This is a genomic window from Streptomyces sp. SID8352, assembly GCF_009862265.1.
Taxonomy (GTDB): Bacteria; Actinomycetota; Actinomycetes; order Streptomycetales; family Streptomycetaceae; genus Streptomyces.
Map to the genome: position 1 here is coordinate 1 of NZ_WWGX01000016.1, position 17233 is coordinate 17233.

Annotated in this window: 14 protein-coding genes; 13 read left to right on the plus strand and 1 reads right to left on the minus strand. The window is 71.4% G+C overall.

Translation table 11 applies throughout. The features are described 5' to 3' along the window. Window positions 1-51 precede the first annotated feature (51 nt). From GTY84_RS04690 to GTY84_RS04710, 6 genes are all read left to right on the plus strand, one after another. Complete coding sequence (locus tag GTY84_RS04690) at window positions 52-828, plus strand: DUF5753 domain-containing protein (protein ID WP_237532057.1); 777 nt, start codon at window positions 52-54, stop codon at window positions 826-828. Beyond that, on the plus strand, window positions 825-1040 hold the full coding sequence (locus tag GTY84_RS04695) for a DUF397 domain-containing protein (RefSeq protein WP_161224818.1): 216 nt from the start codon (window positions 825-827) through the stop codon (window positions 1038-1040). Before GTY84_RS04690 ends, GTY84_RS04695 begins: the two co-directional genes overlap by 4 nt. A gap of 20 nt (window positions 1041-1060) precedes the next feature. After that, entirely contained in the window at window positions 1061-1252 is a 192-nt protein-coding gene (locus tag GTY84_RS04700; RefSeq protein WP_161224819.1) for a DUF397 domain-containing protein, read from the plus strand. Window positions 1253-1401: 149 nt separating this feature from the next. Further along, the gene (locus tag GTY84_RS32860; protein ID WP_345943342.1) at window positions 1402-1578 is read left to right on the plus strand and encodes a hypothetical protein; all 177 of its coding nucleotides are present in this window, start codon (window positions 1402-1404) and stop codon (window positions 1576-1578) included. 7 nt (window positions 1579-1585) lie between these two features. Then, window positions 1586-2797, plus strand: a complete 1212-nt coding sequence (locus GTY84_RS04705; protein ID WP_161224820.1) for a cupin domain-containing protein — start codon at window positions 1586-1588, stop codon at window positions 2795-2797. Next, a complete protein-coding gene (locus GTY84_RS04710; RefSeq protein ID WP_161224821.1) occupies window positions 2707-3513 on the plus strand; it encodes an aldo/keto reductase in 807 nt (268 codons plus the stop codon). The genes GTY84_RS04705 and GTY84_RS04710 overlap by 91 nt, the downstream gene beginning before the upstream one ends. Here GTY84_RS04710 and GTY84_RS04715 read toward each other — a convergent pair. Next, on the minus strand, window positions 3501-4340 hold the full coding sequence (locus GTY84_RS04715; RefSeq protein WP_202549529.1) for a hypothetical protein: 840 nt from the start codon (window positions 4338-4340) through the stop codon (window positions 3501-3503). The genes GTY84_RS04710 and GTY84_RS04715 overlap by 13 nt on opposite strands. A 642-nt stretch (window positions 4341-4982) precedes the next feature. Between GTY84_RS04715 and gdhA the strand changes: the two genes are divergently transcribed. From gdhA to GTY84_RS04755, 7 genes are all read left to right on the plus strand, one after another. Continuing rightward, window positions 4983-6341, plus strand: a complete 1359-nt coding sequence (gdhA, locus tag GTY84_RS04720; protein ID WP_161224822.1) for an NADP-specific glutamate dehydrogenase — start codon at window positions 4983-4985, stop codon at window positions 6339-6341. 305 nt (window positions 6342-6646) lie between these two features. Continuing rightward, on the plus strand, window positions 6647-10120 hold the full coding sequence (locus GTY84_RS33480; RefSeq protein ID WP_237532056.1) for a nitrate- and nitrite sensing domain-containing protein: 3474 nt from the start codon (window positions 6647-6649) through the stop codon (window positions 10118-10120). Then, window positions 10117-10560: a roadblock/LC7 domain-containing protein gene (locus tag GTY84_RS04735; RefSeq protein WP_161224823.1), complete on the plus strand. Its 444-nt coding sequence runs from the start codon at window positions 10117-10119 to the stop codon at window positions 10558-10560. Before GTY84_RS33480 ends, GTY84_RS04735 begins: the two co-directional genes overlap by 4 nt. Window positions 10561-10604: 44 nt before the next feature. After that, a complete protein-coding gene (locus GTY84_RS04740) occupies window positions 10605-10961 on the plus strand; it encodes a DUF742 domain-containing protein (protein WP_161224828.1) in 357 nt (118 codons plus the stop codon). Window positions 10962-10967: 6 nt separating this feature from the next. Continuing rightward, the gene (locus GTY84_RS04745; protein ID WP_161224824.1) at window positions 10968-11537 is read left to right on the plus strand and encodes an ATP/GTP-binding protein; all 570 of its coding nucleotides are present in this window, start codon (window positions 10968-10970) and stop codon (window positions 11535-11537) included. A gap of 361 nt (window positions 11538-11898) precedes the next feature. After that, window positions 11899-13032, plus strand: a complete 1134-nt coding sequence (locus tag GTY84_RS04750; protein ID WP_161224825.1) for an FAD-dependent monooxygenase — start codon at window positions 11899-11901, stop codon at window positions 13030-13032. Window positions 13033-13687: 655 nt separating this feature from the next. Next, window positions 13688-17233, plus strand: a 3546-nt coding sequence (locus GTY84_RS04755; RefSeq protein ID WP_161224826.1) for a DUF11 domain-containing protein, incomplete at its 3' end; no start/stop codon positions are given.

Below are 17233 nucleotides of genomic sequence, written 5' to 3' on the forward strand. Positions count from 1 at the left end.
AACTCCTCCACTCGCAATGCCACCAGCAACATCACGCGCTCGAAGGCGCGGATGCGGGCAGGCCCATGTGACCTGCTTGAGCCGTGGTGCGGTGAAAGCCGCATGCCCGGTTCTGAGGGGGCCGGGGTCCCAGCAATGGGCCCCGGCTACCCGACTGAGAGCGGCAAGCGCATCCCCCGCCAGGACTACCTGGTGATGGCCGACGAGATCCTCGACGCGGGGGGCCTGATCGCGGCGGCCTGGGCGGACGTGAAGAAGGTCCGGTACCCGAAGAAGGTCCGGGACCTCGCGAGGCTGGAGGCGCAGGCGGTCGAAGTCGGGGTGTACGTGTGCAACAGCATCAGCGGGCTGTTGCAGACGCCGGACCACGCGCGCGCGGTCATCGGCGCGGCGCAACCTCCCTATGCACCAGATGACGTGGAGCGCATGGTGGCTGCCCGCATGGCTCGGCAATCGATCTTCGAGCGCTCGCCAGCGCCCGCGTTGAGTTTCGTCCTGGAAGAAGGGGTCCTGCGGCGCCCCATCGGGGGCACAATGGTATGGCGTCGGCAGCTGGAACGCCTGTTAGAGGTAGGGAAGTTGCACAACGTCGTATTGCAGGTGATGCCGATGGACTGCGAGACCCACTCAGGCCTGGATGGTCGCATCGAACTGCTGAAGTTCCCGGACGGGACGGCGGTGGGGCGGGCCGATGGTGCGTTCAGTCGACCGACCGCCGAGCCCAAGCACCTGCGAGTTCTTGAGCTCAAATACGGCACCATCCGGGCACAAGCGCTCTCTCCACGGGAGTCGCTGTCCTTTATCAAGAAGCTGCTGGGAGAGACATGATCCGCATGACCCTTGCCTGGGACCCGTCCGATCTGGCGTGGTTCAAGAGCAGCTACAGCGACGGCAACGACGGTGAGTCGTGCGTCGAGGTTGCTCTGGCGCCTTCCACGGTCCACGTGCGTGATTCCAAGCATGCTCCCGTTACTGCAGGTCCTCGCCTGGCGTTGGCCCCGCAGGCGTGGGCGTCGTTCGTGGAGCACGTCCGGTACTGATTTGACCGTGGGAGGCGGGCATGTGCGCCGAGTATGAGCTGGCGTGGTTCAAGAGCACATACAGCAGCGGCCCCGATGGTGAGTCGTGCGTCGAGATCGCTCTGGCGCCTTCCACGGTCCACGTCCGTGACTCCAAGCACGCCCCCGTCACGGCAGGCCCTCGCCTGGCCCTGGCCCCGCAGGTGTGGACGTCGTTCGTGGAGCGCCTCTGACAGCTGGCCTGCCTGAGATTCGGGGGCATCGCCGCAAAGCATGCACGGTTGTGCCTTTGTCTGATTCTGCCCTGTTGTCGCCCAACGGGCGTGGGTTGACTCAGACATTCGTCCGGGGTCGGGCGGGGGAGACCGAGAGGAGAGTACTGGTGGCAGACAGGGCATCCGTACCGACGGCCGGGGTCAGCCCCGCGCTGCTGATCGCCGTCGAGGAGTTGGCGATCGCCCACGATCGCAGCGAGGCCGAGCGTTCCGACATCACCAGCTCACAGAACAGCGCCGGTGACGACGGTGACAATCGCGACCTGAACCTCCCGCGGGAATAGGGGGCCCATGGAGCACCGGCTCATCACTCGGATCGAGACGGCACTCGACTGGAACGGGCCGGGTACCGTGGGGGCCGCGTTCGCGCGCGGCCGCCTCGCGGACCCGGAGCTGTCCGCACGGCTGCTGACCCCGTACAGGCTGCTGGACCTGATCAAGCGCCGTCACCTGGCCAATCCGCAGCTTCGCTGCTACGCCGGGGGCGACGAGGTACATCCGTCCACGTTCCTTTCCACCAACGTCAACCGGCGAAGGCAGGCCGTGAGCCAGGCCGACATGGCGGCTCTCGGACGGGTCCTCAACGGAGGGGGCACCGTGGTCCTGGACCACGTGGACTTCTTCGACCCGACGCTGGAGGTCGCCTGCCGGGCGCTGGGCTGGTGGTTGGGCGAACTGGTCTCCGCGAACGCCTACCTCGCGGTGGGGGAGACCGATGGATTCCCCCTGCACTGGGACGACCACGAAGTCATCGCCCTGCAGCTTTCCGGTGAGAAGTCATGGGAGGTGCGCGGACCGTCCCGGCCCGTGCCGATGTACCGCGACGCGGAACGCAATCGCACACCTTCCGAGGAAGTGCTGTGGCAGGGCACCCTGCGAGCCGGGGACGTCATGCACATTCCCCGTGGCTACTGGCACACCGCCACCCGCCTCGGTGCCGACAGCGGCGGGCACTCACTGCACGTGACTTTCGGTTTCACCAAGCGGACCGGTGTCACCTGGGCCAACTTCCTCTCCGACGCGGCCCGCGCCGACGAGTCCTTCCGCCGTGATCTGGAGAACCCAGAGGGGGTCGCGCACACCGTCCTGGCCGACAGGCTCACGGCTCTGGCCGCCGACTACAGTCCGCAGCGGTATCTGGACGAATTGAGATCAAGTACACCGCCCGCGCGCCACACGCCGCACATGGCTGCCTTCGGGCGGCCGAGGGCCGTCGTCGCCGTCACCGAATTCGCGCCGTCCATTCTCCGGTCCGGCGGTGTGATCCAGGTCAGTGGCGGTGGCAGGCGGCTGACGTTCCACGGAGCCGCCGAACGGGGTGTCCGGACGCTTCTGTCCGGCCACCCGGTCCATCTCGACGGAGCGCCGGAGGACGTCACAGCCGTGGCCGACCTGTTGATCGCGGAGGGCTTGTGCGAACCACTGACGGAGGCGTCATCCTCGGGCTACACCGGTCTGGTCACGCCCGTGACCTACTCGAAGCAGCCGGTGACCTCGGCATAAGGCACCTCGACACCGCTTCCAACTACCTCCATCACCGCTCCCACGAGTTCCTGGGGGCCAAGGCCGGCGACCTCCTGCCAGGGTTCTTCCTCTCCACCAAGGTCGGGTACTTCCCCGAAGGACACAGCCTCGATCCGGTCCGCCTGCGCACGGCCACCGAGAAGGCGGTGAAGCAACTCGGGCGGGAGCCGGATCTGGTGTTCCTCCACAACCCGGAGCACTCGGCGCCCGACGCCGAGACCCTGGTCCGGGCGTGCGCCGTCCTGGCCGACGCCGTGCGGGCCGGGCTCTGCCGGTCCTGGGGCATCTCCACCTGGGACCCGCGCCCGCTGAACGGCTTCGATGTGCCCCGTCCCGGGGTTCTCATGGTTCGGGCGGGGCTGCTGGTCGGAGCCGACGTTCTCGCGTCGGCCGAGGCGCTGGTGACGCGGTGGCGTCCGTCGCGGGTCTGGGGGATGAGCCCCTTCGGCGGGAGCACGGCCCAGGAGGTCTGGGAGCGATTCGATCCGAGGATCTTCCTGAGGGGCTCCCCACCGGCCACGAAGGCCCAGGCCGCGTTTGCCTCCGCTCACCGGCTCCCCCGGGTCAAAGCCGTCGCGGTCGGTACCGACAACGCCGACCACCTGCGGGAACTGGTCGAAGCCCTGGCGTACGAGGTCGACGGGACGGTGGTGCGGGAGTACCGGCGGCTTCTCGGGGCACGTCAGGGCGCCTGAAGCTCCCGCATCACCCGTCGTGCCGTCTCCCGCGCGGGACCGGAGCGGGGATCCTCCGGATCTCCGTGAGGGCCGAGGATCCTCGCGGCGACGAACAGCGTCATCAGCCTGCCGTCCCGGCTCTCCAGATCGTCGCGGCGCTCACCGCGCACGCGGTCGGCGAGTGCCGGGACGGCGAGGGAGGCACCCCACAGACTCGCCGAGTCCAGGCCGCGCGGGGCCATGCCCCAGTCCTCCCAGTCGAAAAGGCAGAAGACCGGTGCCGTCACGTTCGCCCAGTTGAGATCCGCATGGGCGGGACGCCGGTCCTCCACAGTCGTGTCCACGCCCGGGAACACGCCGTGGATCGTCTCCGTGACGAGTCGCTGCGTGAGCGCCGCGGTGTCCGGAGTGGCGGTCCGGCTGGTGTGCTGGGTCGCGAGGGCGTCCAGGGAGGCGTTCAGCGCGGGCCACCACGTCTCGGGCAACCCGGGGTCCTCCCACGCCAGGGCGCTTCCCACGGGGGCGTCCGGCAGCAGCCCGGTCTCGTCGGCCCGCCACACCGCCGGCTCCTCCGCGTCCCGCCACGCGACAGCACCCAGCCAGTCCGGCTTGGCGATCCCGCACAGGGCCTCCGCGGACGCGATGCCGTCGCCTCCCTGGACCCCGACGCGGTCCAGCCCGCGCCGCTCGACACGCACCCACGTACCGCGGTCGGTACGGGCTCCGACGGACCGGCGCTTGCGCACCGCGGTGCCGAGGTCCAGGCGCGTTCCCAGCGACCGCTCCACGCGGTCCAGTACGGCTTCCACGGGCTCCTTGCGCAGGTCCACCGAACGCAGCTTCATACATCCGAACGTACCAAGTGCCGTCCCCGGCACACCGGTTCCGACGCGGCGCCGCGCTCCGGGACGCCCGTGCGGGGCGGCGCGGTGCCCGGTCCGTCCGCGGCCGGGGCGGCGGCACCCGGGGTCGTTCCGCCGGTGCGGGCGGCGGCGGGGGACACCCGGGGCGGCGCCTCTCCGGCATCCCGCGCCACCCGTGTCACGGACCGCGAAACCGCGTGAGCGCACAGTACGAGCCGACCCGGTGCATGAGCCGTTACGCGGGCGGGAACAATGGGAACACTCGTGCCGAGGTCGCTGTCGCCCTCGGCACCGTGCTCGACCGCTCTGCACGGCACATCCCCGCCGTCCTCGGCCCCCGCCCGGCATCGTGACCCGGGTGCGGGTGTCGTTCGTCGCATTCCCGCGGCAGGGCTTTCGCGGCGTAATACCATAGAAGGCCTGACGGAGTCGCCGAATCCCGGCGGTTCGGTCTCACATCGTGGGCACCCTGGTCACGGGACACGGACCGGGGTGTTTACATGCGCGTAGCACCTATGTGTCCCGCGCGCGGCAACGGCGCCGAGCGCCCCTCACCGGGCCGGAATCGGAGTAGACGCTCTCCCACACCGATTTCCGGTGTCAGCCGTGCCAGAAAGGACTCTCGTGACGACTCGTAGCGAGACCAGGACCACGCTCGACCACCTGCTCAAGGAGATCGAGCAGCGCAATCCGGCCCAGCCCGAGTTCCACCAGGCCGTGCACGAGGTGCTGGAGACGCTGGCGCCCGTGGTGGCCGCCCGTCCCGAGTACGCCGAGCCGGGCCTCATCGAGCGACTGGTCGAGCCCGAGCGGCAGGTCATCTTCCGCGTGCCGTGGCAGGACGACCAGGGCCGCACCCAGGTCAACCGCGGTTTCCGCGTCGAGTTCAACAGCGCCCTCGGCCCCTACAAGGGCGGTCTGCGCTTCCACCCGTCGGTCAACCTCGGCGTGATCAAGTTCCTGGGCTTCGAGCAGATCTTCAAGAACGCGCTCACCGGTCTGGGCATCGGCGGCGGCAAGGGCGGCAGCGACTTCGACCCGCACGGGCGCAGCGACGCCGAGGTCATGCGGTTCTGCCAGTCCTTCATGACCGAGCTGTACCGGCACATCGGTGAGCACACCGACGTTCCCGCGGGCGACATCGGCGTCGGCGGCCGGGAGATCGGCTACCTCTTCGGCCAGTACCGGCGGATCACCAACCGCTGGGAGGCCGGTGTGCTCACCGGCAAGGGCCAGGGCTGGGGCGGCTCGCTGATCCGCCCGGAGGCCACCGGCTACGGCAACGTGCTGTTCGCCGCCGCCATGCTGCGCGAGCGCGGCGAGGAGCTGGAGGGCCAGACGGCCGTCGTCTCCGGCTCCGGCAACGTCGCGATCTACACGATCGAGAAGCTCGCCGCCCTCGGCGCCAACGCCATCACCTGTTCGGACTCCTCCGGCTACGTCGTCGACGAGAAGGGCATCGACGTCGAGCTGCTCAAGCAGATCAAGGAGGTCGAGCGCGGGCGCGTCGCGGACTACGCCGAGCGGCGCGGCGTCTCCGCCCGCTTCGTGCCCGGCGGCAGCGTCTGGGACGTCCCGGCCGACCTCGCGCTCCCGTCCGCCACGCAGAACGAGCTGGACGAGAACGCCGCCGCGGCCCTGATCCGCAACGGGGTGAAGGCGGTCTCCGAGGGCGCCAACATGCCCACCACCCCCGAGGCCGTGCACCTGCTCCAGAAGGCCGGCGTCGCCTTCGGCCCCGGCAAGGCGGCCAACGCGGGCGGCGTCGCCGTCAGCGCGCTGGAGATGGCGCAGAACCACGCCCGCACCGCGTGGACGGCGAGCCGGGTCGAGGACGAGCTGGCCCACATCATGAACGACATCCACACCACCTGCCACGAGACCGCCGAGCGCTACGACGCCCCCGGCGACTACGTGACCGGCGCCAACATCGCGGGCTTCGAGCGCGTGGCCGACTCCATGCTTGCGCAGGGCGTCATCTGATGATCCACCGCACGTCAGCCGCTCGCTGAGCCGGTCCGGCCGGCCGGACCGCACCGTCGAGAAGCCGCCATCGGAACCTCCTGGAGAGGTTCCGATGGCGGCTTCTCGCTGTCTGGATGGCGTATGAAGGTGTTGTGTGTGAACGAAGTTGCTCATGTGGGGCCAGTTACATGTCGTATCCGCAATGTGATTAGTATTCAGCCGTCGTAGTTCCGCACCGTTTTTGGCCGATCCCCTGAAGTCGGCCTCTCGTTAAGGAGTTCGCTCTGCGCACGCGCGCGTCACGGCGGACCGGCACGACTTCCATGTCGCTGCGGACAGCCCTGTTGGTCCTGGCCTTCGTTCCTGGTATCGCGCTTGTCGCCCTGTGGGCGGTCAGCAGCGGCCAGACGTTCTTGGACTTTCAACGACAGGCCGCACAGGGACAATTGGCACAGAAGGCCGGTCAGCCGTCCAATATCGTCTATTACAACCTCCAGCGGGAACGACGGCTCAGTGCCGAGGTCCTCGCGGGCCGTTCGGGATCCGCCACGGAACTCGCCGCACAGCGCAAGCTGACGGACAAGGCGGTCGACACCTTCCTCTCCGCCTCGGACATCTCCGCCGACGACGCACCCTCCGAGGTCCTCGACGCGGTCTCCCAGGCCCGCAGCGCCATCGGGCAGCTCTCCGCGCAGCGCTCGCTCGTCGACGACGGCGACCAGGACCAGCAGGAGGCCGTCTACCGGTACTACACCGACCTGATCTCGGTGGACCTGAAGCTGTTCACCGCGCTCAGCCACGTGGACAACGGCAAGGTCACCACGCTCTCGCAGCCCCTGGTCGACCTGTTCTGGAACCGCGAGATGATCTCGCGCAGCGACGCCCTGCTCGCCCGCGGCTGGATCACCGGCAAGCTGAGCCAGTCCGACTACCAGCAGGTCCAGCAGGCCCTCATGGCCCAGTCGTTCATGCAGACCGCCAAGATCCTCCCGTACCTGCCCGCGGACGAGAAGTCGATGTGGCAGGAGATCACCGGCGGCCCGGCGTGGAGGGCCAAGAGCAGCGTCGAGCAGTCCCTGATGATCCCGCGCGGGGCCGACTCCGCCGGAATGATCAGCCTGGGCGCCGAGGAGAAGACCTGGCGCGACGCCATGGACGATCTGATGCCCCGGCTCGAACAGCTCGGCGAGCACCGCACCGACCTCGTCGTCTCCAACGGCATCAGCTCCATCAAGTCCCTGCTGCTCAAGCTGGTCCTCACCGGTGTCGTCGGCCTCCTCGCCGTCGTCGCCGTCATCTGGACCACCTGGCGCCTCACCCGCAGCCTGCGCATCCGCATCGGCCGCCTGCACGAGCAGGCCGAGGCGCTGGAGAAGGCCCTGCCCGACGTCGTCGAGCGGCTCGCCGCCGGTGAGCGCATCGACGTCGAGGCCGAGGCCCGTGCCATCGAGCCGGAGGGCGGCGACCGCGTCAAGGACGAGCTGACCCAGCTCGGCCACGCCCTGAACCTCGCCCGCACCAGCGCGCTCCAGGCCGCCGTCCGCCAGGCCGACCAGCACCGCGGCTTCGAGCGGCTGCTCCAGCGCATCGCCCGCCGCACCCAGCAGCTCATCGGCCAGCAGATGAAGAAGCTGGACGCGATGGAGCGGCGGCACGAGGACGCCGAGGTGCTCGACGGCCTCTTCGACCTCGACCACCTCACCGCCCGCCTGCGCCGCTACGAGGAGAACCTCGTCATCCTCGCCGGCGGCACCCCGCACCGGCGCTGGCGCAAGCCGGTGCCCCTGCTCGACGTGATGCGCGCCGCCCAGGGCGAGGTCCAGGAGTACCAGCGCGTCGTCCTCGACTTCGACGGCGGCCCCCAGCTCGCCGCCCGCGCGGTCGGCCCCGTCTCGCACGTGCTGGCCGAGCTGATCGAGAACGCGCTCAGCTTCTCCCGGCCGCCGAGCCAGGTCGAGGTCCGGGCCGCCGCGGTCAGCCGCGGGCTCGCCATCGAGGTGGAGGACCGCGGCCTGGGCATGGAGGAGGACCAGCTCGCCGAGGTCAACGCGCTGATGGCGCGCCCGCCCCGGCTGGACCTGCTCGCCCACTCCGAGGACATCCGGCTCGGCCTGCACGTGGTCGCGCGGCTCGCCTCGCAGTACGGACTGCGCATCGAGTTCCGCACCTCCGCCTTCGGCGGCACCCGCGTCGTCATGCTCGTCCCGCACGAGCTGACCGTCGCACCGCAGGACGGGCGGCCCACCGGTCCCACCCCCGTCCCCGCCGCCGTCGGCGCCCCCACCGGGCCCACCCCCGCGACCGCCGAGCCCGGCCCGGACGGCGCACTGCCGCGCCGGGTGCAGGGCCGGGCCATGGCCCAGGTCACCGTGCTCAAGCCGGGCGGGGCCGACGCGGACGAGGACACCGCCGATCCGCTGTACCCGCAGACGGCCGACGACCTGCCCGGCACGTCCGGCGCCACCGGTACCACTGGTGCCGACGGCACCACCGGTGCCGACGGCACGGCGGGCGGGGCCGGGACCTCCGGTCAGGACGGCTTCGGGGCGGACTTCCCGGACTTCGCCGCCACCTCGGCGGACTTCGCCGCCGTCCCGTCGGACTTCCCGGACGCCCCGGGCTTCCCGGAAACCCCGGGATCCGGCACGGACTTCGCGCGGAGCGGAGCCACCCGGAGCGGATACGCCGGCAACGGCTTCGACGCCTCCGGCACCGCCGGTGTCCCCGGTGTCCCCGGCGACCACGCGGCCGGTGCGGCGGGGGGCGGCTTCGCGGCCCCCGGCACGGCCGGTGCCGGGCTCCCCGGCGACGGCTTCCCCGGCGACGGGCTCCCCGGGGGCGGCTTCCCGCCCTCCGGCTTCCCCGCGACGGACGGTACGGGGGGCGGCTACCCCGCCCCCGACGGCTCCGGCCACCCCGCGTCCGGCACTCCCGGACACGACTCCACCACCCCCGGACACCCGGCGCGGGACGGCTCCGGCTTCCCGGCACCCACCGGCGCCTGGCCCGAGGTGCGGCACCCCTTCGGCAGCGCGGAGCAACCCCCCGCCCCGCCGGTCCCCGCCCACGGCATCCCCGGCTACGGCACGGGTCCCGAACCCGTCCAGCCCTACGGCACGGGCCCTGAGCCGGTCCAGCCCTACGGCACGGGCCCCGAGCCCGTCCAGCCCTACGGCACGGGTCCCGAACCCGTGCAGCCCTACGGCACCGCCGGTGCCCCGCCCGCCGGCGGCTACGGCGGCGGAACCCACCGCGCACCCGGCGACCCCGGCGCCACCCCCTCGCCGTACCCCCGCACGGGGCGCCCCTTCGCGGGCGAGCTGCCGCCGGCACCCCGGCACGGCCACGACACCGGCGCCCCCGGCCCGGCGGACCCCGGCACCCCGGAGCCCCCGGCCCAGCCGGTGCAGTACATCACCGGCCTGCGCCCCTACACCGACCAGCCGCCCCCGGCCTCCGTCGGGACCACCCCGGGCGGCGGCGGCACCGGTCCCGGTGCGCCCGCCGGCCCCGGCGGCACCGAACCGCCGCTGCCGCGCCGGGTGCGCCAGGCCAGCCTCGCCGACGAACTGCGCGTCGCCCCCGCCCCGCGTCCCGCGGCCGCCAAGCCGCCCCGCTGGCAGGACGACCCGCTGCTGCGGCCCGTCCCCCGCCGTGCCGGAGCCACCATCGGCGCCTTCCAGCGCCGGTCCCGCGCCGCCCGCGGCACCGGCGAGCCCCCGTCCCGGGCCCCGGAGCGCGACGACCGCGACGGGCCGTCCGTACCGCCCCATCCCACGAGAGAAGATCGGTCATGACACGCACACCCGCCACCCACCAGGACCTGGACTGGCTGCTCGACGGCCTGGTGGGTTCGGTGGCCGAGACCAGGAACGCCGTCCTGCTCTCCGACGACGGCCTGGTCGTGAGCCACTCGCAGAGCATCAGCCGCTCCGACGCCGAGCGACTGGCCGCCATCTGCACCGGCCAGCAGAGCCTGGCCCGGGGCGTCGGCCAGCTCTTCGACGGCGGAGTGGTGCACCAGGTCATCGTGGAACTGGCGGACCTGTGGCTGTTCATCATCGCCGCCGCCCAGGGCACCCACCTGGCGGTGGTGGCCTCCCAGGAGGTCGACGCCGAGGTCATGTCGCTGGCCATGCACAACCTCGTCCAGCAGGTCGGCCAGAAGCTCGGCACCCCGGTGCGCGGCGACTTCGACGCCTTCGGCACCGGCACCGGGAACGGGTCGCACGCGTGACCCCCTACTGGGACGACGAGGACGCGGAGGACGACGGCGGGACCATGGTCCGGCCCTACACCATCACCCGCGGCCGGACCGCGCCCGAGCGGGACGACTTCACCCTGATCACCGTCCTGACCACGCGTGAGGAACCCCTCGACGAACGGGGCGTCCCGCTGCGCCCCGGCAGGCTCCAGCCCGAGCACCGCGCCATCCTCGACCAGTGCCGCCACCCGGCCGCGGTCGCGGAGGTCGCAGCCGGGCTGGACCTGCCGGTCTCGGTGACCAAGATCCTCCTGGGCGACCTCGTCGGCCAGGGACTGCTCACCGCCCGCGCGCCGCTCAGGGTGGCCCGGGCGGCGGGCGGGGCCGACATGAACCTGCTGGCCGCCGTACGTGACGGACTCCGGAGACTCTGAACCGACATGAACGACAGTCAGGCGGCACCCGCCGCCGTCAAGATCCTCATCGCCGGCGGCTTCGGCGTCGGCAAGACCACGCTGGTCGGCGCGGTCAGCGAGGTCGAGCCGCTGCGCACCGAGGAGTACCTCACCAAGGCCAGCATCGGAGTCGACGACCTCGCGGGCGTCGCCTCCAAGGACACCACCACGGTGGCGCTGGACTTCGGCCGGATCACCGTCAGCGACGAACTCGTGGTCTACCTGTTCGGCACCCCGGGCCAGGAACGCTTCTGGTTCATGTGGAACGACCTCGTCAACGGCGCGCTCGGCGGTGTCGTCATCGCGGACACCCGGCGCCTGGAGACGAGCTTCGCCTCCATCGACTTCTACGAGAGCCGGGACATCCCCTTCGTCGTCGCCATCAACTGCTTCCACGGACACAACACGCGCAGCGCGGACGAGATCCGGGCCGCGCTCGACCTCGACCCGCACGTGCCGCTGCTGATCGGCGACGTGCGGCGGCGGGACTTCGGCAAGGACGTGCTGCTCGCCCTCGTCGACCACCTGATGAGCCTTCCGGCGGCGGCCGGCTGAGCCCCGGCGTCCACCGGGCCGAGCCTCCGGTCGCCGTCGGTCCCCTCGCCGACGGCCGCCGGGCCGCGCGGGTGGCCGCCGGGTCCCGCGCCGGTGGCGGTGCACCGGTCTCCGGGCCACCGCGCCGTTCCGGCGGTGGTCACGGCCCGTCCGCGTCCCGCGGCGGCCGACGGGTCCCGGGCCGCCGCTCCCTTCCGGCGGCGGTCACCGGGACTCCCGTGCCGTCCTCCGGGCGCGGTCGCCGGTCCCCCCGGCGGCGGCTTCCGCGGCGGCGGTCGCCGGGTCCCTCCCCGGTGGCCGCCCGTTCCGTTCCACCCCTCGCACCTCTCCCCAACTCCCACCCCTCCAGGAGACACCCGAGATGGCAACACCCCTGCGCGTACTGATCCACGGCGGCGGCATCGGCGGCCTCACCCTCGCCACGGCACTCGCCCGCCGGGGCCACGCCGTCGAGGTCGCGGAACTCCGCTCGGCGCTGGAGGCGCTCGGCGTCGGCATCATCCAGCCGTCCAACGCGCTGCACGTCATGCGGGAGATCGGCGTGCTGGACGAGTGCCTCGCGGCCGGCTTCGAGTGGGAGGTCCTGACCATCGCCGACCCGGCCGGCAACGCGCTGGCCCGCATACCCCAGCCCCGCATGGGCGACGCCCCCTCCAACAACGGCATCCCGCGTCCCGCCCTCTCCCGCGTCCTGGGCGACGCGGCCACCGCCGCCGGGGCGGCCGTGCGGTTCTCCACCACCATCAGCGACCTCACCGACGACGGGAACGGCGTCGACGTCACCCTCTCCGACGGCACCACCGGGCGTTACGACCTCGTCGTCGGCTTCGACGGCATCGGCTCGCCGCTGCGCGGGCGGCTCTACGGGGACCGGTACGAGCCCCGCTACACCGGCTTCGCCAACTGGCGGGTCACCATGCCGCGGCTGCCGGAGGTGCGGGGCGTGGTGATGGGCACCGCCGGGCAGGCGGCCAAGGCCCTGCTCACGCCGATCACCGACGAACTCATGTACCTGGGCACCGTGTTCGCCGAGCACGCCGACTTCCGGCCGGACCCGGAGCGGGCCCACGAGCAGCTCGCCGAGCGGCTGACCATGTTCTCCGGCCCCATCGCGGAGGCCCTCGCCATGGTCACCGGGCCGGAGGACGTGGTCTACTCCCGCGTCTCCGAGGTGACGGTGGAGGAGCCCTGGCACGTCGGCCGGATCGTCCTCGCCGGTGACGCGGCGCACGCGTCCACCCCCCACATCGCGCAGGGCGCGGCCATGGCGGTCGAGGACGCGATCGTCCTCGCGGAGTCCCTCGACGCCGGGGCGGACGTGCCCGCGGCCCTCGCCGCGTGGGAGGCCCGGCGGCGCCCCCGCGCCATGTGGGTGCAGGCGATGTCCCGCGCCGTCCTCCGCCAGGAGACGGGCTCGCCGACCACGCCGGAGGAGGACGAACTCCTCAAGATCGGCATCCCGGGCGCGGCCCATGTCCTGGTGAAGCCGTACTGATCCCACGCGGGGCGCGGTGGCCCGGCGTCCGTGCCGGACGCGGTGATCCGGCGCTCGGGACGACGCGGTGACACGTGACAGGGGGACGGGGGAGGCCTCGTCCCCCTTTGTGCTGCCCGGCCCGGCCTGGTCCGGCCTCCAGGGAACTGCTCGGCGCGACGGGCCCCCGGGCTCCCGGCGTGCCCGCGACCGCCCTCGAAGGGCCGTCATATGCGCCGCGCGGAAGGGGGGTTGGACGGTGGCGCGGGCTTCTCCGGGTCCCCCGTGCGGGAGGAGCGGGGGAGGTCCGCGGGATCCGGGGCGTCGACCGATCGGTTGAGGGGATCTGGGGTGGTGCCTCGTCGAAAGTGTTGAAAGATGTGAAACATGACTTCATAAGTGGCCCGTTGTCCTTTCTGGGTGAGTTCTCCTTTGCTTGACTCGGCTGCGTGTGCGGTGGATTGAGGCAGATGCACACCTTCGTCATGTTCTAAAGGGGAGATTCCGGTATGGACTGCGCGAGGAGAGGGCCGGACGCGAAGGCCACGGGAGCCGGGCGAAGACGGCCGGGCCGCCCCGGACACGGAGCGGGTCCTCCCGCCCTCCACGGCGACCCGACCGCACGGCACGCCCACAGGCCGCGGGCCATACCGCGGCGGAATCCGGAGGACGCCGCATGACCGCCGCAGTACGCAGCCGCCCCGGGCGGCACAGAAGACGCCACAGACGCTCGCTCTTCGGGCTGCTGACGATGGCGCTGATACTCACCGCGGGCGCGTTCGTCGCGCCCTTCGTCGTCGCGCCGCAGACGCAGGCCGCGCCCGGCGGCCCCTTCGACCCGGCCGATCCGACGGTCTTCGTCGGGCAGGAGATTCCGACCCGTCTCTACAAGGCCGTCACCGGCGCCTCGGGCAGCGTCACCTTCCAGCCGGAGGGCGGCGCCTCCGCCATCAACTACAACTCCATCGCGTACAACACCGCCGACAACTACCTGTACGGCGTCGGTGGCGCCGCGGGCAACAGCGCCATCCCGCCCGCCTCGGTCATCCGGATCGGCCAGGGCGGCGTCGTCACCCGGGTGGGCTCGGGTTCCGTTCCCGGCGGCACCAACTGGGGCAGCTTCGCCCCCGACGGGGGCCTCTACGTCGGCGGCAGCGGGCTCGACACGGCCTACCGGGTCAATCCCGCCAACGGCCAGGTCACCGCGACGATCAAGCTCTCCGCGACCCCGATCGCGTCCGACCTCACCTACGCCAACGGCTACTTCTGGGGCGCCACCCCCGCCGGGCAGATGGTCCGGGTGAACCTGCTCGGCGCGGGCGCGGTCAAGACGGTCACCGTCTTCAACCCCGTGGTGCTGACGCCGACGAACTCGGCCTTCGGCGCGAACTGGACCTTCGGCAACGGCAACATCGGAATCTCCGACAACGCCACCGGCACCGTCTACCAGGTCCGGATCACCAACCCGGCCGCGGCCAACCCCTCGTTCACCCTCGTGTCGCGGTCCCCCGGCCCGTCGAGCGGCAACAACGACGGCGCCGCCTCGCCCGGTCTGCCGACCGACTTCTCGATCACCAAGACCGGGCCCGGCCAGTTCAAGCCCGGCTCCACCGTGTCGTACATGCTGACGGTGAAGAACAACGGCCCCGGCAACGCCAGCGGCTACACCGTGACCGACACCCTCCCGGCGCCACTGACCAACGTCAGGACCACGACGCCCGGCTGCACCGTCGCCGGGAACACGCTGACCTGCGTCGGCGGACGCACCCCGGCCGGCACCGAGAGCACCGTCGCCGTCATGGCGGACAGCCCCGCCTCGATGACCGGCTGCGTCACCAACACCGGCAGCGTCCTCGCCAACGAGCAGGACCCGACCCCGGGCAACAACCAGTCCTCCGTCAAGAGCTGCGCCGTCGAGCCCGCCATGACCGTGGCGAAGTCGGCCGACCCGGACACCGTGACCGAGGCCGGACAGAAGATCACGTACTCCTTCCTGCTGACCAACACCGGCAACGTCGACCTGACGGACCCGGGCGTCACCGAGACCTCGTTCTCCGGCACGGGCACCCCGCCCGCGATCGAGTGCCCGGCCGGTCCGCTCGCCGTCGGCGCCGCGCTGACCTGCACCGCCACCTACACCGCCACCCAGGCCGACCTGGACGCGGGGTCCATCAGGAACACCGCGGCCGGACATGGCACCCCGCCGGACGAGGCCGCCCCGATCACCTCCCCGCCGGACTCCGCGACGGTCCGGGTCACCCCCGAACCGTCGCTGACGGTCGTCAAGTCCGCCCGGAGCAGCAGCCCCGACGAACTGGTCGTCGGCGAGGAGATCACGTACGCCTTCGTGGTCACCAACAACGGCAACGTCACCATCGAGGACGTGCGCATCGAGGAGGCGGAGTTCACCGGCTCCGGTACGCCGCCGGTCGTGGACTGCCCCGCCGAGGCCGCGGCGGCCCTGGCCCCCGGTGATCAGCTGACCTGTACGGCGACGTACACGGTGACGCAGGCCGATGTGGACGAGGGGTCGATCACGAACTCGGCGACGGCGACGGGTACGCCGCCGTCGGGTGAGCCGCCGGTGTCGCCTCCGTCGGAGGTGACGGTCCCGGCTCCCTCCGACCCCGCGCTGAAGGTCGTCAAGACCGCCTCCACGGGCAAGCTGGTCGCGGGTGAGGAGATCACCTACCGGTTCACGGTGACCAACACGGGCAATGTCACTCTCACCGACGTGAAGGTCGACGAGGGCGAGTTCACCGGTGACGGTGAGCTGGGCGATGTCACGTGTCCGGCCGGTGCCGCTTCGCTGGCGCCGGGTGCGCGGGTGACCTGCACGGCGAAGTACACGGTCACGCAGGCCGACGTGGACAACGGTTCGGTGGAGAACTCCGCGACGGCGACGGGTACGCCGCCGTCGGGTGAGCCGCCGGTGTCGCCGCCGTCTGAGGTGACGGTGGAGACGGATGACGACCCGGGTCTGTCCGTGGTCAAGTCCGCCTCCACGCAGGAGCCGGACAAGCTGGTCCTGGGTGAGGAGATCACCTACTCCTTCCTCGTCAAGAACACCGGGAACGTCACGATCAAGGACGTGACGGTGGACGAGGGTGAGTTCAGCGGTGACGGCGATCTGGGTGCGATGGACTGCCCCGCCGGAAGCACCGCCTCCCTCGCTCCCGGGGAGACGCTGACCTGTACGGCCTCGTACACGGTCACGCAGGCCGATGTGGACGCGGGTTCGATCACGAACTCGGCGACGGTGACGGGTGTTCCGCCGCGTGGTGAGCCGCCGGTGTCGCCTCCGTCCGAGGTGACGGTGCCGGCGCCGGTGGAGCCCGAGCTGGAGATCGTCAAGACCGCTTCGGCCGACCGGCTGGTGGCGGGTGAGGAGATCACGTACAGCTTCGCCGTGACCAACACGGGCAACGTGACGGTCACCGATGTGAAGGTGGAGGAGGGCGAGTTCACCGGCCAGGGCAAGATCGGTGCCCTGGACTGTCCGGAGGAGGGGACCGCGTCCCTGGCTCCCGGTGAGACGGTGACCTGCACCGTCTCCTACACCGTCACCCAGGCCGACGTGGACCAGGGCTCGGTGGAGAACAGTGCGACGGCGACGGGTACGCCGCCGTCGGGTGAGCCGCCGGTGTCGCCTCCGTCCAAGGTCACCATCACCGAATCCCCGGCGCCCGCGCTGGCGGTCGTGAAGTCGGCCTCTGCCGCCGAGCTGGTCGCCGGTGAGGAGATCACCTACAGCTTCACGGTGACCAACACGGGCAATGTCACCCTCACCGACGTCGAGATCGACGAGGGCGAGTTCACCGGCAGCGGTGACCTCGGTGCCGTGGACTGTCCGGAGGAGGGGACCGCGTCCCTGGCTCCCGGGGACACGGTGACCTGTACTGCCGTCTATACGGTGACGCAGGCCGACGTGGACGCGGGTTCGGTGGAGAACTCGGCGACGGCGACGGGTACGCCGCCGTCGGGTGAGCCGCCGGTGTCGCCGCCGTCGAAGACGACGGTGGAGACGGATGACGACCCGGGTCTGTCCGTGGTCAAGTCCGCCTCCACGCAGGAGCCGGACAAGCTGGTCCTGGGTGAGGAGATCACTTACACCTTCCTCGTCAAGAACACCGGGAACGTCACGATCAAGGACGTGACGGTGGACGAGGGCGAGTTCAGCGGCAGCGGCGACCTGGGCGCGGTGGTCTGTCCCGCCGACGAG